Annotated in this window: 22 protein-coding genes; 7 read left to right on the top strand and 15 right to left on the bottom strand. The window is 74.5% G+C overall.

The annotated features are described in order from the left end of the window. Positions 1-79 precede the first annotated feature (79 nt). Complete coding sequence (locus DVA86_RS14925; protein WP_208878832.1) at positions 80-1,684, bottom strand: alkaline phosphatase D family protein; 1,605 nt, start codon at positions 1,682-1,684, stop codon at positions 80-82. Between the two features lie 348 nt (positions 1,685-2,032). Here DVA86_RS14925 and DVA86_RS14930 point away from each other — a divergent pair, with 348 nt between their 5' ends. Then, complete coding sequence (locus tag DVA86_RS14930) at positions 2,033-5,041, top strand: tetratricopeptide repeat protein (RefSeq protein WP_208878833.1); 3,009 nt, start codon at positions 2,033-2,035, stop codon at positions 5,039-5,041. A 69-nt stretch (positions 5,042-5,110) separates the two neighbouring features. Here the strand turns inward: DVA86_RS14930 and DVA86_RS14935 are convergent, their stop codons facing one another. Beyond that, positions 5,111-5,983: an alpha/beta fold hydrolase gene (locus DVA86_RS14935; RefSeq protein ID WP_208878834.1), complete on the bottom strand. Its 873-nt coding sequence runs from the start codon at positions 5,981-5,983 to the stop codon at positions 5,111-5,113. A 239-nt stretch (positions 5,984-6,222) separates the two neighbouring features. On the opposite strand from DVA86_RS14935, the gene sigJ reads away from it, so the two are divergent. After that, positions 6,223-7,038 (top strand): RNA polymerase sigma factor SigJ, encoded by an 816-nt coding sequence (gene sigJ / locus DVA86_RS14940; protein WP_245997636.1) that lies wholly within the window; start codon positions 6,223-6,225, stop codon positions 7,036-7,038. 68 nt (positions 7,039-7,106) lie between these two features. Here sigJ and DVA86_RS14945 read toward each other — a convergent pair whose 3' ends face one another. Then, positions 7,107-7,868 carry an SDR family oxidoreductase gene (locus DVA86_RS14945; RefSeq protein WP_208878836.1) on the bottom strand — a complete coding sequence of 254 codons (762 nt, stop codon included), beginning with the start codon at positions 7,866-7,868 and terminating at the stop codon, positions 7,107-7,109. Between the two features lie 217 nt (positions 7,869-8,085). Here DVA86_RS14945 and DVA86_RS14950 point away from each other — a divergent pair, with 217 nt between their 5' ends. Continuing rightward, positions 8,086-8,823, top strand: a complete 738-nt coding sequence (locus DVA86_RS14950) for a GntR family transcriptional regulator (RefSeq protein WP_208878837.1) — start codon at positions 8,086-8,088, stop codon at positions 8,821-8,823. A 208-nt stretch (positions 8,824-9,031) separates the two neighbouring features. Here the strand turns inward: DVA86_RS14950 and DVA86_RS14955 are convergent, their stop codons facing one another. Then, on the bottom strand, positions 9,032-10,186 hold the full coding sequence (locus tag DVA86_RS14955) for an ROK family protein (protein WP_208878839.1): 1,155 nt from the start codon (positions 10,184-10,186) through the stop codon (positions 9,032-9,034). 136 nt (positions 10,187-10,322) lie between these two features. Here DVA86_RS14955 and DVA86_RS14960 point away from each other — a divergent pair, with 136 nt between their 5' ends. Beyond that, positions 10,323-10,712, top strand: coding sequence for a hypothetical protein (locus DVA86_RS14960; protein ID WP_208878841.1), 390 nt, complete (start codon positions 10,323-10,325; stop codon positions 10,710-10,712). Positions 10,713-10,788: 76 nt separating this feature from the next. Next, the gene (locus tag DVA86_RS14965) at positions 10,789-11,367 is read left to right on the top strand and encodes a hypothetical protein (protein ID WP_208878842.1); all 579 of its coding nucleotides are present in this window, start codon (positions 10,789-10,791) and stop codon (positions 11,365-11,367) included. Positions 11,368-11,441: 74 nt separating this feature from the next. Here the strand turns inward: DVA86_RS14965 and mug are convergent, their stop codons facing one another. The 7 genes from mug to DVA86_RS15000 all read right to left on the bottom strand — a co-directional run bounded on the left by mug (position 11,442) and on the right by DVA86_RS15000 (position 18,265). Further along, positions 11,442-11,951, bottom strand: a complete 510-nt coding sequence (gene mug, locus DVA86_RS14970; protein ID WP_245996601.1) for a G/U mismatch-specific DNA glycosylase — start codon at positions 11,949-11,951, stop codon at positions 11,442-11,444. A gap of 65 nt (positions 11,952-12,016) precedes the next feature. Next, entirely contained in the window at positions 12,017-13,447 is a 1,431-nt protein-coding gene (gene purB / locus DVA86_RS14975; protein ID WP_208878844.1) for an adenylosuccinate lyase, read from the bottom strand. A 9-nt stretch (positions 13,448-13,456) separates the two neighbouring features. After that, positions 13,457-14,248, bottom strand: coding sequence for an SGNH/GDSL hydrolase family protein (locus DVA86_RS14980; RefSeq protein WP_208878845.1), 792 nt, complete (start codon positions 14,246-14,248; stop codon positions 13,457-13,459). Positions 14,249-14,408: 160 nt separating this feature from the next. Next, positions 14,409-15,428 carry a hemolysin family protein gene (locus DVA86_RS14985; protein ID WP_208878847.1) on the bottom strand — a complete coding sequence of 340 codons (1,020 nt, stop codon included), beginning with the start codon at positions 15,426-15,428 and terminating at the stop codon, positions 14,409-14,411. Then, positions 15,425-16,771: a hemolysin family protein gene (locus tag DVA86_RS14990; RefSeq protein ID WP_208878848.1), complete on the bottom strand. Its 1,347-nt coding sequence runs from the start codon at positions 16,769-16,771 to the stop codon at positions 15,425-15,427. Before DVA86_RS14990 ends, DVA86_RS14985 begins: the two co-directional genes overlap by 4 nt. A 183-nt stretch (positions 16,772-16,954) precedes the next feature. Further along, positions 16,955-17,377: a GNAT family N-acetyltransferase gene (locus DVA86_RS14995; protein WP_208878850.1), complete on the bottom strand. Its 423-nt coding sequence runs from the start codon at positions 17,375-17,377 to the stop codon at positions 16,955-16,957. 105 nt (positions 17,378-17,482) lie between these two features. Continuing rightward, positions 17,483-18,265 (bottom strand): ABC transporter ATP-binding protein, encoded by a 783-nt coding sequence (locus tag DVA86_RS15000; protein ID WP_245996608.1) that lies wholly within the window; start codon positions 18,263-18,265, stop codon positions 17,483-17,485. A 190-nt stretch (positions 18,266-18,455) separates the two neighbouring features. Here DVA86_RS15000 and DVA86_RS15005 point away from each other — a divergent pair, with 190 nt between their 5' ends. Then, positions 18,456-18,692, top strand: coding sequence for an antitoxin (locus DVA86_RS15005; protein ID WP_208878852.1), 237 nt, complete (start codon positions 18,456-18,458; stop codon positions 18,690-18,692). Next, on the top strand, positions 18,689-19,057 hold the full coding sequence (locus DVA86_RS15010; RefSeq protein WP_208878853.1) for a fic family toxin-antitoxin system, toxin component: 369 nt from the start codon (positions 18,689-18,691) through the stop codon (positions 19,055-19,057). Before DVA86_RS15005 ends, DVA86_RS15010 begins: the two co-directional genes overlap by 4 nt. A gap of 33 nt (positions 19,058-19,090) precedes the next feature. Here the strand turns inward: DVA86_RS15010 and DVA86_RS15015 are convergent, their stop codons facing one another. From DVA86_RS15015 to bioB, 4 genes are all read right to left on the bottom strand, one after another. Further along, positions 19,091-19,642, bottom strand: a complete 552-nt coding sequence (locus tag DVA86_RS15015; RefSeq protein ID WP_208878854.1) for a GNAT family N-acetyltransferase — start codon at positions 19,640-19,642, stop codon at positions 19,091-19,093. Positions 19,643-19,810: 168 nt separating this feature from the next. Beyond that, on the bottom strand, positions 19,811-20,581 hold the full coding sequence (gene bioD / locus DVA86_RS15020; RefSeq protein WP_208878856.1) for a dethiobiotin synthase: 771 nt from the start codon (positions 20,579-20,581) through the stop codon (positions 19,811-19,813). Positions 20,582-20,659: 78 nt separating this feature from the next. Then, positions 20,660-21,982, bottom strand: coding sequence for an adenosylmethionine--8-amino-7-oxononanoate transaminase (locus DVA86_RS15025; protein WP_208878857.1), 1,323 nt, complete (start codon positions 21,980-21,982; stop codon positions 20,660-20,662). Beyond that, positions 21,975-23,039, bottom strand: a complete 1,065-nt coding sequence (gene bioB, locus DVA86_RS15030) for a biotin synthase BioB (RefSeq protein ID WP_208878858.1) — start codon at positions 23,037-23,039, stop codon at positions 21,975-21,977. The genes DVA86_RS15025 and bioB overlap by 8 nt, the downstream gene beginning before the upstream one ends. Between the last annotated feature and the right edge of the window lie 162 nt (positions 23,040-23,201).

Below are 23,201 nucleotides of genomic sequence, written 5' to 3' on the forward strand. Positions count from 1 at the left end.
GTCCCCGCCGCCCGTACGGCCGTCCCCGCCCGTATCGCCGCCGCTCCCGCTGCTCACCCCACGAGTATCGCGCAGTCGCTCACTGCCCCGTACGCCCCGGCTGGAGCGTCTTGGTGAACAGCACCGCGCCGCCCTCCTCTCGCAGCCGTACGGTCAGCTCGCCGCTCGCCCCGTCGATGTCCACCTGCCCGAAGAACTGGCCGCCCGCGGACGGCGGCACATTGGCCGACTCCGGTGCCTTGACGAACGCCTGCCACGGCCCGAACGTGCCGTCCAGCTTCAGCGCGGGGAAGCCGCCCGCGTTGAGCGGCCCCGACACGAACTCCCAGAACGGCGCGAAGTCGCGGAACGCCGCGCGCGACGGCTCGTAGTGCTGCGCCGAGGTGTAGTGCACGTCCGTGGTCAGCCACACGGTGCCGGTGACGCCCCGGTGCTTGATGTGCCGCAGCAGCTCCGCGATCTGCAGCTCACGGCCCAGCGGCGCGCCCGGATCGCCTTGCGCGACGGCCTCGAAGTCGGTGTCGCCGTCCGGGACGGTCAGGCCGAGCGGCATGTCCGAGGCGATCACCTTCCATACGGCCCGGGACCGCGACAGCTCCCGCTTGAGCCACCGCAGCTGCTCGGCGCCGAGGATGCCCTGCCGCTCGTCGGGCTCCCTGCCGGGGGAGTTGGCGTTCCGGTACGTGCGCATGTCCAGCACGAACACGTCGAGCAGCGGGCCGCGGTGCACCACCCGGTACACCCGCCCGTCGCTGTCGCCCGGCGGCAGCGTGTGCACCGGGAAGTACTCGCTGAACGCGCGCAGCGAGCGGGCGGCGAGCACGTCGGCGTCCTTCTCCGTGTACCGCTCGTCGTCCAGGATCTGCCCCGGGTACCAGTTGTTGTGCACCTCGTGGTCGTCCCATTGCACGACCGAGGGCACCTGCGCGTTGAACTCCCGGAGGGAGCCGGCGAGGAGGTTGTACCGGAAGTTCCCGCGGAACTCCGCGAGCGTCTCGGCGACCTTCGACTTCTCCTCGGTGGTGACGTTCCGCCACACGCCGCCGTCGGGCAGCTGCACGGTGGGCTCGATGGGCCCGTCGGCGTAGATGGTGTCGCCGCTGTTGAGGAAGAAGTCCGGGTCCAGGGCGCGCATTTCGGTGAACAGCGGATAGCCGCCGCGGTCCGGGTTGATGCCCCAGCCCTGCCCGGCCAGGTCGCCGGACCACACGAAGCGCACGTCGCCGCCGCGTGCGCCGCTCCTGCGGCCGCCCGGCGCCGTACGGAACGTGCCGTGCACGGGCTCGCCCGAGCGCCGCGGGTCGTCGGGGTCCTCGAGCAGCACGCGGTAGTGGATCTGCTCGCCGGACGGGAGTCCGCGCAGCGCCGTCGTGCCGGTGAAGTCCGTGCCGGGCCCGAGCAGCGGTCCGTGCCAGCGCCGCACCCGGTGGAACGACTCGGTCGCGGAGGTCTCCACCACCATCCGCGCGGGCCGGTCCGCGCGCACCCACACCAGCCCCGAACCGGACGTCACATCGCCCGTCTGCACGCCCCAGCGCGCCTCCGGCCGCCCGGACCGCGCCTGCGCGGGCGCCGCTCCGGAGAACAGCGGCAGCGCGGCGGACGCGGCCAGCGTGCCGCGCAGCAGCGCGCGGCGGCCGGGGGAGCGGCCTGCGGCGCCTGAGTTCGGGTCGACCCGGTTCATCAACGGCCTCCAGAGAGCGGGCGGAAAACGGGATCGTACGGTGCCGGACCGCGCTCCCGACAGAGCCCTGCGGATGACCGCGCGGTGTCCGTACGGACGGCTGCAGGGCGCCGCCCGTCCGGCCCCGCCGTATGTGCGCCGTGGTGCACCGCCCGTCGCCGGTCATAGGATTCCCAGGATGACTTCCGTACGGATACCGCCGCGCTCCCGACAGATCCGCCCGTATGTGCCGGGTGAGCGCCGATGACGCCGCCCGCCGCCGGAGACGGGTCCGGGAGCGGCCCGAGAACCCCGGGAACCGCGAGACCCCCGAGCACACAGCCCGCCGCCGGTGACGGCGTACCTCGGGTGGAGGCGCTGTTCGCGGAGATCGGCGCCGACGCGTACGGGCCCGACTCCGACAAGGCGCTCGTGCCGTACGCGCGGCTGCTGCGGCTGCGCGCCGAGCACCCCGAGGAGTTCGGCGAGGACGCCGCGCACCGGCTGCACGGGCTGTTCAAGTGGGCGCCCGACGGGCTGCTCGGCCGGCCGGGCCTGCCCCTGGCGGTGCTGGAGCGCTGGCAGTCGGAGGCCGCGCACCGCCACCGCCTTGGGGAGCACTCCGAACGCGCCGTGCGGCAGAGCGAGTTCGCGCTCGCCCTGCACACCGGCGACACGGCGCGCGCCGCACGTGCCTACGACGCCTGGCTCGCCGCCGACCGCGACGCGATGAGCGACTGCCACGCCTGCGAGCTCAGCGAGCAGGGCGCCTGGCAGGCACGGCGCGGCGACGACGCGGCGGCCCTGCGGATCTGGGAGCCGCTGCTGAACGGCACGGAGGGCTGCCCGTACGACCCGTACGGCGTGCTCCCGTCCGCGCTCCTCCCGCTGGCCCGCGCCGGCCGTACGGACGAGGCGCGCGCCGCGCACCTCACCGGCTACCGCATGGTGCGCGGACTGCCGGACGCGCGGCGCGAGGTGGCCGCGCACATCGAGTTCTGCGCGCTCACCGGCAACGAGCCGCGCGCGCTGGCCATCCTGGACGAGCAGACGAGACTCGACGAGCAGACGAGAACCGGCGGGCAGACCGGCCTCGCCGGGCAGACCGGCCTCGCCGGGCAGGCCGCGCGCTGGGAGCCCGGCGACGACCCCGGCGGCTATCTGGACTGGACGGTGTGCGTCGCGCTGCTGCTGCGGCGGCTCACCGGGCTCGGCCACGCCGCCGAACCCGTACCGGGCCCGCCGGGCCAGGACTGGACCGCGGTCACCCTCCTGGAACACGCCGCGGACGAGGCCCTCGCCGTCGCCCTCGCCTTCGACAGGCGGAACGGCACCACCGCCGTCAGCGAGGCCGCCCGCGCCCGCATGGCCGCCGAACCCGTGACCGCCCTGCTGCCGCTCGGGCTGCGCTTCGCGCCGCTCGGCGGCGCCGCCCCGCACGGGCAGGCGGAGGGCGGGCCCGAAGCGGCGCGCCGCGACGCCGCGTTCGAGGGCGCCGACCCGCTCGCGCTCCTCGCGGAGGCACGCCGCCGCAGCGACGAGGGGCACCCTACGGCGCCCGATTTCTGGCGCCGGGCGGAGGCGGCCATCGCTCGCGAGGACACCGCCCTCGGCGACGGCGAACGCGCCGAACTCCTCGACCACCACGCCATGCAGGCCGCCCGTACGGAGCCGGAGTCGGGCGCCGGGATGTTCGCCGAGGCCGCGGCCCTCTTCCGGGCGGCCGGGCAGCCGGGCGACGCCGTCGCCTGCCAGGCCCGCGCGGCGCTCGCCACGGCCTTCGCCGGGCACACGGAGGACGCGCTGCGGCGGATCGCCCCCCTGTGCACGGAGGCGCTGAACCTGCACACGGCGGGCCGTGCCAGCGTGCGGCAGACGACGGCGGTACTGCTCTCCCGCGCGCGGATACGGGCCACGGCCCTCGCGGCGCCCCGGGAGCACGCGGGACGGGCGGGGCACGCGGCGGACACGGCCGGCGGCACGGAACGCAACGAGACGGACGCCGCCGCTGACGCCGCTGACGCCGCTGACGCCGCCGCCGTCGACGCCGAACTCGCGGAGCTCATCGGCTTCGCCGAGCCGCACCGTACGGAGCCCGGCGTGCTCGCCCGTATCGCCGAGGCCACCGAGTCACGCGGCCGCCTCGCCGGGCAGACCGGCGACCCTGCCGCCGCCGCCCGGCTGCTCGCCGGGGCCGCCCGCACCTACCACGCGGCGCAGCGCCCCTGGCAGGCCGTCGAGGCCGAACTCGCCCTCGGCAACGCCCTGCTGGCCGACGGCGCCGCCGCCGAGGCCGAGGCCGGTCTCCGCACGGTCCTCGGCGACTCCCGGCACGACGGCACCCTGACCGCCGCCCAGCGCGCACGTGTGCTGCTCACGCTCGCCGAGGCCGTCGCGGAGTCGCGCCCCGAGGAGGAGCCCGCGCTGCTGCTGGAGGCCGCGCTCCTCGCGGACGGCGCGGACGGCGCCGACGGCACCCGGGAGGGGCCGGGGCTCGCCGCGCACGCCCGGCTGCGCCTCGGCGCCGCGTACCTCGGCCTGGACCGCTGGGCCGAGGCCGCGACCGTACTGGAGAACGCCCTGCCCGACCTGCTCCCGGGCACCCGCCCCCGCGACGCCGTCCAGGCGCGCTGGTGGCTCGGGCAGGCGCTGACCGGCACCGGTGAACCGGCCGCCGCCGCCGAGCAGTTCCTTGCCTCCGCCGAGACCGCCGCGGCCTGGGAGGACCAGGGCGACCACGCGATGCTCACCCATCTCGCCGCCGACGCCCTGCTGAACGCCGGACTGACCGACCAGGCAGGGCAGGCGTACGCGCGCGCGGAGCAGCTGTGGGTCCCGCTGGGCGACACCCACGCCGCCGTACGCGCGCTGCGCTCCCGCGCCTGGATCGCCATCGGCGGGATGCGCGTCCCGGAGGCCATCGACCTCATGGAGGCCGCCCTGCACCAGGTCGAACGGGGCATGCGGCGCGCCGAGTCGGAGGACGAACGGAACGAACTGCGCGGCGAACTCGGCCAGACCTATCAGCAGACCGCCGAGATCCTGCTGCAGACCACCGACGGCCCGCCGGACCAGGAGCGGAACGCGCCCGAGCAGTACGAGATCAACCGGGTCGCGTACCAGGAGGCCGTCGTCTTCGCGGAGCACGCCGCCACCGCCTTCGGCACCTGCGGCCCGGCCGGGCTCGACGCGCGCGCGGGCGCCGAACTCCTCGCCGCCTGGCTGGAGATCGCCCTCGGCCGGAACGGCGCCGCCGCCGAACGCGCCGCCCGCGTGCTCGACGCCTGTCCGGAGGACGCGGACGACCCGGACGGCGCGCTGGAGAGCCGCCGCCGGGAGGCCGCGGCCGTACTGGAGGAGGCGTCGGCCGCCGGCTGACAGCGGCTCAGTACGTGCGGCGCGCTCCCGTACGTGCGGCGCGCTCCCGTACGTGTGCGTCGTGATCCCCTACGCCACCCGCGCCGTGTCCAGCACCACCCGCGCCACCAGCGCCGGATTGTCGTTCATCGGCACGTGCCCGCAGCCCCGCAGGCGTACGAGCCGCGCGCCCGGGATCGTCTTCTTGGCGCGCACGCCCTGCCGCCGCAGCAGCAGCCGGTCCCGGTCGCCCCAGCCGATCGTCACCGGGACGTCCGGCACGTCGCTCGTGAACAGCGTGTCGGGGCGGCGCGACGCGGCCAGCGTCGCCGCGAAGCCCTCCGCGTCGCGCAGCGCCGCCGTCTCGGCGACGACGGCCTCCGGCGAACGGCGCCCGGGATGCGCGTATATGGTGCTCGTCAGCGCCGTACGTCCGGCCGCCGACCGGGCCAGCCGCGCCACCAGCCCCTCCGGCATGCCGGAGGCGGCCGCGTGCATCCCGCGCAGCACCGACGAGGCGTAGATCCGCTCAGGCTCCGTCCAGAACCCGGCCGGCGAGAACGCCGTCACCGAGGCGGCGCGGCCGTGCAGTCCGAGGTCCAGCGCGAGCAGCCCGCCGAGCGAGTTGCCCACCACGTGCGGGCGTTCGAGGCCGAGCGCGGACAGGGCGGCGGTGAGCGCCGGGCGTATGCCCTCCCGGTCGTACGAGAGCCCCGGCGGCAGCCCGGGAGAGGCGCCCATGCCCGGCAGGTCCAGGGCGATGACCTCGTGCGAGGCGGCGAGCAGCGTCAGCACCGGCTCCCACGCCTGCCAGTGGTGCCCTATGCCGTGCAGCAGCACGACCGGTTCGCCGCTGCCGCGCCGCTCGTAGGCGAGGTCGAAGGCGGGCCGCCCCTCGGCGGCGGGGACGTGGACGACGGACTCGGTGGCCGGCACGGGTGCGTGCGCGGAGGCGACGGGCATGCGGGGCTCCTTCGGGGACACGGGGCACTGCGGTAGACACGATGTCAGCAAGAGGTGCGGGGTGGAAGAGTGTTACCGACCGGTCCGTACGGGGGTGTGCGCGCCGCCGCGCGCCCGGATGCGAGGATGACCGCGTGGCAGCAGACGACACCACCGGGGGAGACGACACCACCGCGGGCGACACGGCGACCGATGTCTTCGAGGAGCACCGCGGGTTCCTGCTGGGCGTCGCCTATCGCATGCTCGGCCGCGTCGCCGACGCCGAGGACGTCGTCCAGGAGAGCTGGCTGCGCTGGTCGGCCGCCGACCGCGAGAACGTGCGCGAGCCCCGCGCGTACCTCGCCCGCGTCACCACCCGGCTCGCCGTCGACCGGCTGCGCCAGGTGCAGTCGCGGCGCGAGACGTACGTCGGGCCGTGGCTGCCCGAGCCGCTGATCACCGACCTGCACGACGAGCCGGTGCCGGACAGCGCGGAACGGGTCGTGCTCGCCGAGTCGGTGTCGTTCGCCGTGCTGGTCGTGCTGGAGTCGCTGTCGCCGCTGGAGCGGGCGGTGTTCGTGCTCCGGGAGGCATTCGGGTTCCCGTTCGCGGAGATCGCGGCCACGCTGGAGCGGAGCGAGGCCGCCGTACGGCAGCTGGCGGGCCGCGCCCGCAAGCACGTGGAGGAGCGCAGGCCGCGGTTCGAGGTGGACCCGGCGCAGCAGCGCGACCTGACCGAGCGGTTCCTGGCCGCCGCCGTCGCGGGCGACCTGGAGGGGCTGCTCGCCGTACTCGCCCCGGACGTACGGCTGGTCGGCGACAGCGGCGGCAAGGCCAAGGCGCCGCTGCGGGTCATCGAGTCGGCCGGCAAGGTGGGCCGCTTCGTGGCCGCCGTCGGACAGGAGGAGATCCCGGACGCCGCCTTCACGTACGTGGAGATCAACGGCACCGTCGGGCTGCTCGTCACCAGCGGGGGCCGCCCGCACAGCGCGATCCTGCTGGACGTCGCGGACGGCCGCGTCCAGTCCGTCTACCTGCTCGCCAACCCCGACAAGCTCGCCCTGCTCGCACCCTGAGGCGCGCCCGTACGGTCGCGTGCGCGCCACCCTACGGATCGCGCGCCATCACCCGTACGGGCCGCGGATCAGAGGCCGCCGGCCACGCGCAGCACCGCACCGGTCGTGAACGACGCCTCCGGGGACAGCAGCCAGGCCACCGCGTTGGCGATCTCGTCCGGCTCACCGGGCCGCCGCAGAGGCGTGATCGTCGCCTTCTTCCAGGCGCGGTCGGGATCGCCCATGGCGGCGTGCATCTCCGTCAGCACGGAGCCGGGCTGGACGGAGTTGACCCGTACGCCCTCCGGGCCGAGCTCCTTGGCGAGGCCGACCGTCATCGCGTCCACCGCGGCCTTGGTGGCGGCGTAGTGCACGTACTCGCCGGGGCTGCCGAGCGTCGCAGCGCCCGAGGAGATGCTGACGATCGCGCCGCCGTGCCCGCCGTGCCGCTCGGACATCGCCAGTGCCGCGCGCCGCGCGCAGAGCAGCGCGCCCATCACGTTCACCTCGACGACGCGGCGCATCACGTCCGTGGAGGTCTCGGTGAAGCGGCCCAACGGGCCGCTGATCCCCGCGTTGTTGACGAGTCCCGTGACCGGCCCGAGCTGCTCGTGGACCGTCGTGAACAGGGCGTCGACCTGCTCCTCGTCACTGGTGTCCAGCTGCACGGTCACCGCGTCGACCCCGGCCGCGCGTACCGCCTCCGCGGTCTCCTCGGCCGCCTCGGCGGCACGCTCGTAGCCGATGCCGACGCTGTGGCCGTCCCGTGCCAGCCGGACCGCGGTCGCCGCTCCGATGCCCCGGCTGCCGCCGGTGACGACGGTGACGGGCCGCCGTTTCTGCTGCGCCATGTTGCCTCTCCGTTCCGAACGATGATCGATCGTTCCACCGGATGTTGACCACGGCAACCACCTCCCGACCGTCTTCCGTCGCGCATTGGGTCGGGGATTGGTCTTGACCAAGCCCTCGGCGCGGCCATATCGTCGGCATACGCAACAACCTTTAATAAAGAACCAGACGTAAAGAGCTGGGCTGGACACGCTGGACACGGCAATTGCGGAGGCAACGGTGGGGACCACGCAGCTGGAGACAGTTCCGGAGCCGAAGTACTGGCACTTGAGGACTGTGTTGTCCGAGGCGCTCGACTCCGAGTTCGCCGTCGGCGAGGTCCTCCCGAACGAGCGCGACCTCGCCGCCCGCTTCGGCGTGGCACGCGCCACCCTGCGGCAGGCGCTCGAGCAGCTGGAGCTGGAGGGCCGCCTGCAGCGCAGGCGCGGCGTCGGCACCACCGTCGCACCGCCCCGTATCGGGGTCGACGTGGGCCCCGCGGACGACAGCTGGCCCGGCATCTCCGACGACACCTGGCACACCGACGACTGCACGGACGTCACACCGCCCGTCCCCGTCGTACGGCTCCTCGCCACCTCCCCGGGCGCCATGGTGCACGCCGTGCGCAGGACCCGCTTCAACCACGGCCAGCCGGTCGCCACCGAGCTGCTGTACGTGCCCGCCGCCACCGTCCCCGACGCGGCCGACTCCGACGACGGCGCGACCCGCGGGCGGAGCGTGCTGCGCGAGCTGCGGCAGCTGCAGCTCGAGGGCCAGGACCGCGCCGTCGAGCTGGGCTCGGCCCAGGCGGACGACGCCCGCCAGCTCGACCGGCTGCCGGGCGCGGCCGTCCTCGTCGTCACGACGCGGTACTTCGCGTCGGGCCGTACGGCGGCGGTCGGCGTCTCGACGTACCGCGCCGACACGTGCCGCCTGACCTTCGGCGAATCGGACCCGGTCGCCCTGATGGCCAGCTGACCGCCACGCACCACCTGCGGCCCTCCCCACCGCGTGAGGGCCGCACCTCCCGCGCGCCCATGGGCAGCTCTTCCCGCACGACGGGCGCATGCCAGTCGGCAGCCAAGCGCGCCGCCACAGGCGGGACGCTTCTCCCGCCGCGACGGCGCTCAGCCACGACGCCACAGTGTCCGGCGGCCCAACCGGCGGCCGTCAGCACCACGTACGGCTAAGTCTCCACCGCGAAGAGCTGCTCCTCCATGTGGTCGAGCGCCAGCCGCAGCGCCCCCGTGGCCGCCGCCGCCTCGCCGAGGACGGAGAGGGCGACCCGCGGCGGACGCAGGCAGTACCGTTCCAGTTCGCAGCGCAGCGGTTCCAGCACGCCGTCCAGTCCGTACGCCCAGCCGCCGACGACGACCAGTTCCGGGTCGAGTGCCAGCACCAGTGCCGCCACGTCGTGCACCAGCCGCCGGATGAAGCGCTCCACCGCCTCCGTGGCCCGTACGTCGCCGTGCCGCGCCAGGGCGAACACCCGTGCCACCGCCGGCTCGTCCAGCGGGTGCAGCGGTTCGCCGGTGGTGGACAGGAGGTTCTCCGGGCGCGCCTCGCGGCCGAGCAGGTGCAGCGCGCCGATCTCGCCGGCCGCGCCGCCGAATCCGCGGTGCAGCCGGCCGCCGATCAGCGACCCGGCGCCCGGGCTGAGCCCCGCCAGGACGAACACCACGTCGTCCGTGCCGACGGCGGCGCCCTTCCAGTGCTCCGCGAGCGCCGCGGCGTTGGCGTCGTTCTCCACCAGCACCGGGCAGCGGAACGACCGCCGCAGCCGGTCGGCCAGCGGCAGCCCGGTCCAGCCGGGCAGCGCCGTGCTGAGCCGTACGCTGCCGTCCGCCCGTACGATCCCGGGGCTGCCCACCCCGACGGCGCGCAGCGAGTCCCGCGGCACGCAGGACCGGCGTAGGACGTCGGCGACCGTGCCGCGCGCCTGTTCCAGCCGTTCGTCGGCGCCGGCCGTCTCGTCGACCTCGCGGGTGGCCGTACCGACGGTGCGGCCCGTCAGGTCGGACAGGACGGCGGCGATCCGGTGCGCGCCGATCTCTATACCCAGCAGGTGACCGGCCTCCGCGCAGAAGCGGAAGCGGCGTGCGGGGCGACCGCGGCGGGCGTCGCCCGACGGGGAGGTCTCCGGCGGCGCCTCCGCCACCAGGCCCGTTTCGATCAGCCCTTCGACGACGCCCTCGACCGTCGGCCGGGACAGCCCGGTGCCCTGTACGAGATCCGTGAAGGTCAGCGACGGCGGCGCGTCGGTGCCGCGCAGCGCGCGCAGCACGACGGAGGAGTTGATCCGTCGGAGCAGGGACGGATCCCCGCCGGTGAGTCTCCCCAACGTCCGCCTCCCTGCGCGTCGATGTGTGGCGGATCGTATCCGGTACGGAAGGTCACGGCGAGTGAGTGTGCCGTGTACATCCGCACCGGTGGGTGACGGCACGTCAACTCCCGGCGCCGGGCGGTTTACTGGACACATGTTCCTGGCAGAGCACCTGGCCGAGATAGACCGGCTGCTGGCACGTGCGCCCGGTCCGCAGACCGCCGTGCTGCGCACCAGCGGGGACTTCTGGGAGGACGACGGCACGGCCCGGCTCGCGGCCGAGGAGGAGCTCGGCACCGACTGCGACGCGCTCGTCACGCTGCTCTCACGGCGCTGGGGCGAGCCCGAGACCCTCGACCTCACGGAGCACCTGTTACGGGCGGAGGCGGGCGAACCCGTACGGGAGCCGCTCCGCTCCCTCTGCGGCTGTGTCACGACGCTGCGGCGGTGGTCCGTCGGCGGGCGCTGGGTGGGCGTCGGCATGGCGCGGCACGGGCGGGAGCAGCCGTTGCAGCTGGTCGCCGCGGTGGGGGAGGAGCGCTGAGAGGCGGCGGGGACCGGTCCCGGGCGGGCGGCCGTACGGTGCGTTCCGGACAGGGAACGCGGGCCTGGGAGGCGGCATGGACCCGGTGGTCGTCATCGTGTGCGTACTCGGACTGGCGCTGCTGGCGGCCGCCGCCGTCGAGGTGCGCGCCCGCCGCGCGGCGGGCGGCACGAGTCGTGTGGGCGGGGGCCGTACGGGCCGTACGGGCGGGGTGCCGGACCTGCCGCCCTGCGTGTTCTGCAGGCGGCCCTTCCGGGAGACGGATCAGGTCGCCGGGTTCAAGGAGGAGCCGCTGCGCGAGCTGATGGGCGGCGTGCCGGTCGGGCATCCGGCGGTCACAGATCCGGCGGGCAACCGGCGCTGGCTCGGCCACGCCGAGTGCGCGGGCGCGGCAGGGGCGGATCTGGACTCGGCCGCGCCGATCGGCGGGCCGTCACGGCAGGCGCCGCCGGAGCCGCCGGGGTCGCCGGAGCCTTCCGGGCCGCCGCAGCCCGGCGGTCTGGCCTGCCCGGTGTGCGAGCACCGGTTCACGCCGCCCGCCATCACGGTCATCACCAAGGCGGACCGGCGGCGGTACGGGCGCGACCCGGTGCAGTGCCCGAGCTGCGACTACATCTGGAACGCCCGCCGGAAGACCAGGACGATCCGCGGCTGACGGGCCGGACACCACGGCGGCGGCCCGGCGCTCATCCCGCCGCGCCTCAGCCGCCCGTATCCTCCCGCCGTCCCCTAGCCCCCGGCGCCCGCGTACCCGTCTTCCGCGGCCGCGCGCAGCCGCCCGTACTCGGCGGCCATGTCCGCCGCGGACCAGTGGGCGTTGAGCCCGCTGGGGTTGGGCAGCACCCAGATCCTGGTGCCGCCGACCGTCCGCTCCTGCGGCCCCACTTGGGCCCGCCGGTCGTCGAACGCCGCCCGGTAGGCCGTCACTCCGACCACGGCCAGCCAGCGCGGCCGCCACCGCCGCACCCTGCCCTCCAGGGCGCGCCCGCCCTCGACGTACTCCTCGTGGCTCAGCTCGTCCGCCCGGGCGCTGGCCCGCGCGACCACGTTGGTGATGCCCAGCCCGTAGCCGAGGAGTTCGCGTTCCTCCCAGGGCGCGAGCTGTCGCGGCGTGAAGCCGGCGGCGTGCAGGACGGGCCAGAAGCGGTTTCCGGGGCGGGCGAAGTGGTGGCCGGTGGCGGCGGAGTACAGGCCCGGGTTGATCCCGCAGAACAGCACGCGCAGCCCCGGCGCCGCCACGTCGGGGACCACCCGGTCGCGGGCGGCCTCGAGTTCGGCGCGGGTCGGCCGGCGGGGCGGGCCGCTCAGAGGATCGACCCCGGTGTGTACGCGGCGGCCTCCGGATACCGCTTGGTGACGTCCTCGATCCGTGCCACGACCGCCGCCACCTGCTGGGCCGCCGCGCCCGTGAAGGACAGCCGGTCGGCCATCAGCGCGTCCAGTTCCCCGCGGTCCAGCGGGACGCGGGTGTCGGCGGCCAGCCGGTCCAGCAGCCCGTTGCGCTCGGCGCCGGCGCGCAGCTCCAGCGCCGCCGCGACGGCGTGCTCCTTGATGGCCTGGTACGCGGTCTCACGCCCGACTCCCGCCCGCACCGACCCCATCAGCACCTTGGTGGTGGCCAGGAACGGCAGGAACCGGTCCAGTTCGCGGGCGACGACGGCGGGGAAGGCGCCGAACTCGTCGAGCACCGTCAGGAACGTCTCCAGCAGCCCGTCGTACGCGAAGAACGCGTCCGGCAGCGCCACCCGGCGTACGACCGAGCAGGAGACGTCGCCCTCGTTCCACTGGTCGCCCGCCAGCTCGCCCGTCATCGATGCGTAGCCGCGCAGCACGACCGCGAGCCCGTTGACGCGCTCGCACGAGCGGGTGTTCATCTTGTGCGGCATCGCGGAGGAGCCGACCTGGCCCTCCTTGAAGCCCTCCGTCACCAGCTCCTGCCCGGCCATCAGCCGGATCGTCTTCGCCAGCGACGAGGGGGCGGCGGCCAGCTGGACGAGCGCGGTGACCACGTCGTAGTCCAGCGACCGCGGATACACCTGGCCGACCGAGGTGAACGCGCGCGGGAAGCCGAGGTGCCCGGCGGTCCTCCGTTCCAGCTCGGCCAGCCGCTCCTGGTCGCCGCCGAGCAGGTCCAGCATGTCCTGAGCGGTGCCGACCGGGCCCTTGATGCCGCGCAGCGGGTAGCGGCCGATGAGGTCCTCCAGCCGCTCGTGCGCGGCCAGCAGCTCGTCGGCGGCGGTCGCGAAGCGCTTGCCGAGTGTCGTCGCCTGCGCCGCCACGTTGTGGGAACGGCCCGTCAGCACCAGCTCGGCGTGCTCCGCCGCGAGCTTGCCCAGCCGGGCGAGGAGGGCGACCGTACGGTCCCGTACGTGCTCCAGGGAGAGCCGGATCTGCAGCTGCTCGACGTTCTCGGTGAGGTCGCGCGACGTCATGCCCTTGTGGATCTGCTCGTGCCCGGCGAGCGCGTTGAACTCCTCGATACGGGCCTTCACGTCGTGCCGCGTGACCTTCTCGCGCTCCGCGATCGACGCCAGGTCGACCTGCTCCAGCACCCGCTCGTAGGCGGCGAGCGCGCCGTCGGGCACCTCGATGCCCAAGTCCCGCTGCGCGCGGAGCACGGCGAGCCACAGCCGCCGCTCCAGCCGCACCTTGTGCTCGGGGGACCACAGGACGGCCAGCTCCGTGGAGGCGTAGCGGCCGGCAAGGACGTTCGGGATGCGGGGCTTCTCAGTCACCCGAGGATTCTACGGCGTGTCCTCACAGCTCAGCGGACCGAGCTCCGGCCGCTTCGGCGCCCGCCCGTCGCCGGAGGAGCGGCCGGTCAGCCGCCGTACGATCCACGGCACCAGGTGCTCGCGGGTGAAGCGCAGGTCCGCGCGGCGGCGTACGGCCCAGCCCGGCGCGGCGGCGGGCGGCAGCGGGCTGTTCCAGTCGTCCTCGGCCGCGTGCCCGAGGCGCTGCCACACGGCCTCCGCGACCCGGCGGTGCCCCTCGTCGGTCAGGTGCAGCCGGTCGTCGGACCACAGCCGGGGGTCGCCGAGCGGCTCCGAGGCGTACAGGTCGACGACGAGCGCGCCGTGCCGTTCCGCCAGCTCGTCGACGAAGGCGAACAGGTGCTCCATCCGGTCCCGGTAGCGCTCCAGCACCGGGCCGCGCCGGGCCGGACTCCGCATCAGCACCAGCTGCCCGCAGCGCGGCGCGAGCGCCGCGGCGGACTCCTCCAGCAGCCCGCACACGCGGGCCATGTCGCACCGGGGGCGGAGCGTGTCGTTGAGGCCGCCGACGAGGGTGACCAGATCGGGCTTCATGTCCGCGGCGACGGGCACCTGGTCCTCGGCGATCTGCTGGATGAGCTTGCCGCGCACCGCGAGGTTCGCGTAGCGGAAGCCGGGCGTACGGGCGCCGAACCGGGCGGCCAGCAGATCGGCCCAGCCCCTGTACGTACCGTCCGGGAGCGCGTCCGACATGCCTTCGGTGAACGAGTCGCCCACGGCGACGAAGCTGCTGATCGGGGGCGGTGCGGGGGTGCTTTCCATGGCCCGCCCAGGATAGCCGGGCGCGGCGGTGTGCCCGGACACCGCCCGGGCACACCGCTCCGTACGGATCACGCTCCGTACGAGGCCCTCCGTACGAGCCGCTCCCGTACGGGGCGGGGCCGCTCCCGTGCAGAGCGCCGCGTACGGAGGGACTCCGGCGTCAGCCCGTCAGCGGCCGCCCCACCAGCTGCCGCAGCACGTCCTCCATGGTGACCAGCCCGGCCGCGCGCCCGTCCGGCCCGATCACCGCCGCGAGGTGGGTGCCGCTGCCGCGCATCGCGCCGAGCACGTCGTCGAGCGGCATCGTCGCCCGTACGAGTGCGATCGGCCGCATCGCCGTCAGCGGGAACGCCTCCTCGCGCGGGGTGGCGTCCAGCGCGTCCTTGACGTGCAGGTAGCCGAGCGCCCGCCCGTTGCGGTCCACCACGGGGAAGCGGGAGAAGCCGGAGCTGACGGACAGCCGCTCCAACTCCTCGGGGCTGATGCCCAGCGGCGCCGTCACGGCCCGGTCCAGCGGGCGCGCCACTTCGGAGACCGGCCTGCGGCCGAGCTCCAGCGCGTCCCGCAACCGTTCCGTGGAGCGCTCGTCCAGCAGCCCGGCCTCGCTGGAGTCGGCGACCATACGGGCGAGTTCGTCGTCCGAGAACGTCGACTCGACCTCGTTACGCGGCTCCACCCGGATGAGCTTCAGCAGCCCGTTCGCGAACGCGTTGACCGAGAACACCACCGGACGCAGCGCGCGGGACAGCGCGACCAGCGGCGGCCCCAGCACCATCGCGGTGCGCTGCGGCTCGGCCAGCGCGATGTTCTTCGGGACCATCTCGCCGAACAGCATGTGCAGATACGTCGCCACGGCCAGCGCGATGGCGAACGACACCGGGTGGATCAGCCCTTCCGGCACGCCCACCGAGTGGAACAGCGGCTCCAGCAGATGCGCGATCACGGGCTCCGCGACCACACCCAGCACCAGGTTGCACAGGGTGATGCCCAGCTGGGCCGTGGCCAGCAGCGCGGACACGTGCTCCAGGCCCCACAGCACGCTGCGGGCCCGCCGGTCGCCCTGCTCGGCGAGCGGTTCGATCTGGCTGCGCCGGACGGAGATCAGGGCGAACTCGCCGCCGACGAAGGCCGCGTTGACGACCAGCGTCAGCAGCCCGATGAACACCTGCACGGCGGTCATCGCCACACCCCCTCGTCCTCGTCGCTCGCATCGGCGGGCAGCGGCCCCGTGAGCCGCACCCGGGCCGCGCGCCGTCCGGTGGCGTCGGCGACCTCGATCCGCCAGTCCGCGACGTGCAGTACGTCGCCCTCGACGGGGATGCGGCCCAGCTCGGCGGCGACCAGCCCGGCCAGCGTCTCGTACGGGCCCTCGGGGGCGCGCAGTCCTATGCGTTCGAGCTGGTCGGTACGGGCGGCGCCGTCCGCGTCGAACAGCGGCCGCCCCTCCGGGTCCTCGCCGGCGGGCGCCAGGTCCGGGGTCTCCTGCGGGTCGTGCTCGTCCCGCACTTCGCCGACGACCTCCTCGATGACGTCCTCCAGCGTGACCACGCCGGCGGTGCCGCCGTACTCGTCGATGACGACGGCGATGCTCCGCTCGCCGCCCGGCATGCGGTCCAGGAGCCGGTCCACGGTCAGCGACTCGGGCACCAGCAGCGGCTCCCGCATGAACGCCGTGACGGGCCGCGAGGGCCGCTCCGCGGCGGGCACCGCCAGGACGTCCTTGACGCGGGCGATGCCGACGACGGTGTCCAGGCTGCCCTCGTACACGGGGAACCGGGACAGGCCGGTGGCGCGCGTCGCGTTGGCCACATCCTCGGCGGTGGCCTGCACCTCCAGGGCGGTGACCTGGACGCGCGGCGTCATCACGTTCTCCGCCGTCAGCTCCGCCAGGTGCAGGGTGCGGACGAACAGGTCGGCGGTGTCCGCCTCCAGCGCGCCCTCCTTGGCGGAGTGCCGGGCCAGCGCCACCAGCTCCTGCGGTGAACGGGCGGACGCCAGCTCCTCGGTGGGCTCCAGGCCGAGCCGGAGCAGGATGCGGTTGGCGCTGTTGTTGAGGTGCCGGATCAGCGGCCGGAAGGTGGCGGAGAACACGCGCTGCGGTGTCGCGACGCGCTTGGCGACCGGCAGCGGCCGCGAGATCGCCCAGTTCTTCGGCACCAGCTCGCCGACGACGATGACGAAGACGGTGGACATGGCCGTACCGAGGAGCAGGGCGACCGAGGACGCCGCCGACTCCGGCACGCCCACGGACTGCACCGGTCCGGAGATCAGCCGGGCGATGGACGGCTCGGCGAGCATGCCCACGATGAGGTTGGTGACGGTGATGCCGAGCTGTGCGCCGGAGAGCTGGAACGTGAGGGAGGTGACGGCCTTGAAGGCGCTGGCGGCGCCCCGCTCGCCGTTCTCCACGGCCTGCTCGAGCTCGGCCCGCACCACGGTCGTCAGCGAGAACTCCGCCGCGACGAAGCCGCCGCACGCCAGGGCGAGCAGGACCGCCACGAGCAGGAGGAGCACTTCGGTCATCGGGTCACCTCCGTCCCATGGTCGGTCAGGGCGGGGGGACGTGCTCGATGGCTCGGACCGGCGGTGCAGCCGGTACTGGGAGGCTCGCCCATGTGCGGACGCTCACACCTTTCGTCAGTGGCGGGTGGTGCGGTGGAGAGCTCATGGTAAAGGGCCAGCAAAGCCGGTGATCGGCCGGGCCGGTCAACGCAGCGGCTTGACCCAGCGGCTCCACTGCGGCTCGGGGGCGTAGCCCGCGGCCGTCCACGCGGCGTGCGCGTCCTCGTTGCGGTCGAGGACCATGGCGTCGCCGCGCCGCCCGCCCAGCGCGGTGAAGCGCGCCTCGGCCGCCGCCAGCAGGGCGGTCGCCACGCCGCGGCGGCGGTGCCGGGGGTGGACCGCGAGGCGGTAGAGGTGGCAGCGCCAGCCGTCGAAGCCCGCGATGACGGTCCCGGCCAGCTCGCCGTCGCGCTCGGCCAGCAGCAGCGCGCCTGAGTCGCGCTCGACCAGCACGGACACGCCCGTACGGTCGTCGCTGACGCTCGTGCCCTCGGCGGCGTCCTTCCAGAAGGCCAGTACGGAGTCGGTGTCGGCGCCGGTGGCCGCGCGTATCCGGAGATCGTCCATGGCGGCATCCCAGCACCGGGCCGCGGGGCGTTGCGCGGAATTCCAGCATGCGGGCGGGCACCCGTACAGGCCGTGCGCGTACGCGTACGGGCGCGCCCGCCCGCGTCAGCCGTGCCGGACCACGTCGAAGCGCTTCATGCGTTCCAGCACGGCGTCGGCCGTCGGCTCCGGCATCTGGTCGACGATCCGGCCGTCGCCGAGGAAGAGCACCAGGTCCGAGTGGCTCGCGGCGCCCGGGTCGTGCGTGACCATGACGACGGTCTGGCCCAGCCGGTCGACGGCCTCCCGCAGGAAGCGCAGCACCTCCAGGCCCGACCGGGAGTCGAGGTTCCCGGTCGGCTCGTCCGCGAAGATCAGCTCGGGCCGGGACGCGAACGCCCGCGCACACGCCACCCGTTGCTGCTGCCCGCCGGACAGCTGCGCGGGCCGGTGGCTCAGCCGGTCGCGCAGGCCGAGCGTGTCGACGACCGTGTCCAGCCACGTACCGTCCGGCTTGCGGCCCGCTATGTCCATGGGCAGCGTGATGTTCTCGGCCGCCGACAGCGTCGGCAGCAGGTTGAACGACTGGAAGACGAAGCCGACGCGGTCCCGCCGCAGCCGGGTCAGCTCCCGTTCGCCGAGGCCGGTGATCTCGGCGTCCCCGAGCCACACGCGGCCCGAGCTGACCGAGTCGAGCCCGGCCAGGCAGTGCATCAGGGTCGACTTCCCGGAGCCCGAGGGCCCCATCACCGCCGTGAACCGGCCGCGGGCGACGGCCACGTCGACCGCGTCCAGCGCCAGCACCGCCATGTCGCCCGTGCCGTACGCCTTGGTGAGTGCCTCCGCGCGGGCGGCGGGCGGACCGCCCCCCGCGTCCTCGTACGTCTTCTCCGTTACCGGTGTGGACACCGCGCCTCCCGCGTCGGTCGGTCCGGCAGGTCAGGCCAACTCCCCGTGGGGGAGCGGAGGGTAGAACGGTTACCCAGCGGGGCGGCATCCATCCCCGTACGCAACCACGCGCCGCCGTCTCCGTCCGCGCCCTCCCGCGCCCGCGTACCCGCCGCTTGTCGCGATAGCGTTTCGGCGCTAGCGTGAAGGTGTGGCCAAAACACAGCTGAACGTCCGCGTGGACGAGGCGACCGCGGAGACCGCGCGCGAGCGGGCTCTGCAGAGGGGCATGAGCGTGAACCGCTATATCGAGGAGCTCGTCCAGCGGGACGCGGGCGAGGTGGGGCACACCTTCGTGGACGCCGCCGCGGACTTCATGAAGAGCTACGAGTCGGTGTTCGCCGAGGAGTTCGGCAGCCGGGAGAGCGAAGGCCGCAGCCGTACGTGACACTCCGCATCGATCTCGCCTGGCTGCTCATCGCTGAAGAGAAGACTCCCGGTGACCCGCGTGTCACCGACTACGGCGCGCTCATCGCCGCCGTCAGCCGCCACGAGGCCGCCGTCTTCGACCGGCCCGTCTACACCGACCCGCACGAGCGCGCGGCCGCGCTGCTCCAGCTGCTGCTGCACGTCCCCGCCTTGGAGCGGTCCAACGCGCTGTTCGCCTCGGCCGTCGCGTACGCCTACCTGGTCGCCAGCGGCCTCAAGGTCGCCACCTCGCCCGAGCAGATCCGCGACCTGGCGCGCCTGGTCAAGGACGGTACGGCGGACGTGTACGCCATCGCGGACGAGCTGCGCACCTGGAGCCTCTGAGCGCGGAGCCCCTGCGCGTCGGCGGCTCGGCCCTCAGCGGTGTGCGCGCCACTCCGGCGCGAGAACCGACCAGATCTCCATGTCGTGCCGCTGCCCCCGGTGCGCGTAGCTCTCCCGCAGCACGCCGTCCCGCGTCATGCCCAGCCGCCGGGCCACCGCGATGCTCGGCCCGTTCGCCGACGACACCCACCACTCGACGCGGTGGACGCCGCGCTCCTCGACCGCCCAGTCGATGAGCACGCGCACGGCCCTGGTCACCAGGCCCCGTCCGACCGCCGACGGCTCCAGCCAGCAGCCCGCCTCGGCGGTGCGCTGCGCCACGTCCAGCGTGCGCAGCAGGACCCCGCCGACGAGTTTGCCGTCCGTACGGATGCCGTACAGCCGGCCGGTGTCGGCGACGGCCTTGTCGGCGTACGTCTGGAGGTACGCGCGGCTCGACTCCAGGTCCGTGACGACGTCCGGCAGCCCGTTGTGCCGCCCGATGAACTCCCGACCGCGGTCCATGTGGGCCAGGAACTCCGCGGCCTGCCACGGCTCCAGCGGGCACAGCTCCGCGCCGTCGTCCCCCAGGGGTATCGCGAACATCGTCACCCTCCACGTCTCCGCGCCCGTACGGACCCGGCGCTCACGGCGACGGGATCGTCTCACGTGCGGTGAGGGGGGGCCATGGCGTGCGTACGGGCGCTCGCCGTACGGGGGCGCGGGCGCTCGCCGTACGGAGGCCGCGAGACCGCACCGTACGGAGGCGCGCCGTCACGGCCGTACGGCCGCCAGCCCCGCGTCCTCGGGCACGAGCGCGGCACCCGCACCCGCACCGCCGTCCCCGCCGGGCCCCCGCCAGTCGCCGCCCAGCGCGGGCGCCAGCCACCCCGGCGCCGCCGCACGGAACGCGGCCGGCTCGCGCGCCGCGGCGCCCTCCGGGAGCAGCCCGGCCAGCGGCGCGCCGGCCGCGACGGGCAGGTCCGCGAGGTTGCAGCGGCAGGCCAGGTCCGGCTCGGCCGGCCACGCGCCGACGACCACGCCCGCGCACGCCAGGCCGCGCCGCGACAGCGCCTCCGCCGTCAGCGCCGTGGCGTTGAGCGTGCCCAGGCCCGCCGCCGCGACCAGCAGCACCGGCGCCCGCAGCAGCCGGGCGGCGTCGGCCAGCGTGGCACCCGTACGGTCGTCGAACCGTACGAGGAGCCCGCCCGCGCCCTCCACCAGCACCAGGTCGTGCCGCGCGGCCAGGTCCACCGCCGCCTCGGCGACCGCGTCCGGGCCGACGGGCGGCAGGCCCGCCCGTCGGGCGGCCGTGGCGGGGGCCAGCGGGTCGGGGTACCGGGCCAGTTCGGCTGCGGTCACCGCGCCGCCCGCGAGCCGTACGACCTCCGCCGCGTCGCCGGGCTCGGCCGGGCCGAGGCCCGTCTGGGCGGGCTTCAGAACGGCCACGGAGCGGCCGGCGCGCAGCGCCGCCGCCGCGACCGCCGCCGTGGCGACGGTCTTGCCGACGCCCGTGTCCGTCCCGGTCACCACCATGATCGCCATCGTGCTCCGCCGCTTCTCTGCTCTCGTCGCTCTCGGTCCTGCTTCCGCGCCCCCGCGCGCGCTGTCCGCCTGCGCCGGTCAGCCGGCCCCGGCCGCCGCGCACACCGCCGCGCAGATACGCGCCACATCCTCGTCGCCGGTCACGTACGGCGGCATCGTGTACACCAGATCGCGGAACGGCCGCAGCCACACGCCCTCGCGTGCCGCCGCCCGCCCGGCCGCGGCCATGTCCGCCGGGTGGTCCAGCTGGACGACGCCGATCGCGCCCAGCACCCGTACGTCCACCACGCCCGGCACGTCCGCTGCCGCCGCCAGGCCCTCGCGCAGCCCGGACTCGACGCGCTTCACCTCGCCCGCCCAGTCCTGCTCCAGCAGCAGCCCGATCGACGCGTCCGCGACGGCGCAGGCGAGCGGGTTGCCCATGAACGTCGGCCCGTGCGCCAGCACCGGCACCTCGCCCGACGAGATCCCGCGGGCCACGCGCGGCGTGCAGAGCGTCGCGGCCAGCGTCATCGTCCCGCCGGTCAGCGCCTTGCCGAGGCACAGCACGTCGGGCGTGACGCCCGCGTGCCCGGCGGCGAACAGGGCACCCGTACGCCCGAATCCGGTGGCGATCTCGTCCAGGACGAGCAGCACGCCGTGCTCGTCGCACGCCTCGCGCAGCACCCGCAGATAGGCGGGGGAGTGGAAGCGCATGCCGCCCGCACCCTGCACCACGGGTTCGACGATCACGGCGGCGAGCTCGTCGGCGTGCCGCCCGATCAGCTCCCGCAGGTGCGCCGCGTACGCGGGGTCCGGCCCGGCGTCGAAGCCCGCGGGCGGCGCGTCGGCGAAGATCTGCCGCGGCAGTACCCCGGACCACAGGTGGTGCATCCCGCCGTCCGGATCGCACACGGACATCGGGTTCCAGGTGTCGCCGTGGTAGCCGCCGCGCCAGGTGAGGAGCCGCTGCTTGCGCGTGTTCCCCACGGAACGCCAGTACTGCAGGCACATCTTGACCGCGACCTCGACCGACACCGAACCGGAGTCCGCGAGGAAGACGTGCTCCAGCCCCTCGGGGGTGATGTCGACGAGGCGCTTGGCGAGCCGTACGGCGGGCTCGTGCGTGAGCCCGCCGAACATCACGTGGCTCATCCGCCCCAGCTGCTCCACCGCCGCGTCGTGCAGCACCGGGTGGCCGTAGCCGTGGATGGCGGACCACCACGAGGACATGCCGTCGACCAACTCGTCCCGGCCCTCGACCGGTTCGGCCAGCCGCAGCCGTACCCCGGCCGCCGACTCGACCAGCAGCGGTGCCTCCCGCCCGGGCATCGGCCCGTACGGGTGCCACACGTGCCGCCGGTCGAGCGCGAGCAGTTCGGCTGCCGCCCCCGGCCCGGGCATGGGCGCCGGCTCAGGCATTGGGCGGCAGCTCCGTGCCCGCGCCGCGCCTGCGCACACTGACCAGTTCGTCGACCCGGTGCTCCGGCAGGGTGGTCGTGTCGGTGCCCTCGACCACGAAACCCGCGTCCGCGATCATGTCGAGGTCCGCCTTGCCCTCCTGGCCCTCACTGGTCAGGTAGTCGCCCAGGAAGATCGAGTTGGCCAGGTGCAGGGCCAGCGGCTGCATCGACCGCAGCTGTACCTCGCGGCCGGCCGCGAGCCGTACCTCCGCGTCCGGGCACACGAACCGCACCATCGCCAGGATGCGCAGGCAGCGCTGCGGGGTGAGGTTCCACTCGTCGGCCAGCGGCGTGCCCTCGAACGGGATCAGGAAGTTGACGGGCACCGAATCCGGGTCCAGGTCCCGCAGCGCGAAGGCGACATCGACGAGGTCGGCGTCCGACTCGCCCATGCCCGCGATGAGTCCGGAGCACGCCGACAGCCCCGACTGCTTCGCCTCCCGCACCGTGTCCACCCGGTCCGAGAAGTCGTGTGTGGTGCAGATGTCCCCGTACGTCGCCTCGGAGGTGTTGAGGTTGTGGTTGTACGCGTCGGCGCCCGCCGAGCGCAGCCGCTCGGCCTGGCCGTCGGAGAGGAACCCGAGGCAGGCGCACACCTCGACGCCCTCGTTCGCCTCCTTGACGGCCGCGATGGTCTCCGACACCCGTTCCACGTCCCGGTCGGTCGGGCCGCGGCCGCTGGCCACCAGGCAGACGCGCTTCGCGCCGCCCGCCACACCGGCCTTGGCCGCGACGGCGGCCTCCTCCGGCTTCAGCCAGGTGTACTTGAGGATCTCCGCCTTGGAGCCCAGCCGTTGAGAGCAGTACGAGCAGTCCTCCGGGCACAGCCCGGACTTGAGGTTGACCAGATAGTTGAGCTTCACACGCCGCCCGAACCACCGGCGGCGCACCTTCCCGGCCGCGGCCACCACGTCGAGCAGTTCGTCGTCGGACGTCGCCAGTACGGCGAGCGCCTCCTCCCGCGTCGGCGATTCGCCCCGCAGCCCCTTGTCCACCAGTGCGTTCAGCAGGTCCATGGCGGAGATACTCGCTTACCACGGCGGTCCCGGCAAAGGAGGGAACCAACAAGATCGGTTGATTCGTGTGTGGGTATTGCCACACCCTGTCCGGCCTCAAGCGGGGCTACCTTCTATCGACTGCCGACAAACCGGGGCCCCTTCCCCGGCCGTTCCCCGACC

Origin of the sequence: Streptomyces armeniacus (genome assembly GCF_003355155.1) — a bacterium.
GTDB lineage: Bacteria > Actinomycetota > Actinomycetes > Streptomycetales > Streptomycetaceae > Streptomyces > Streptomyces armeniacus.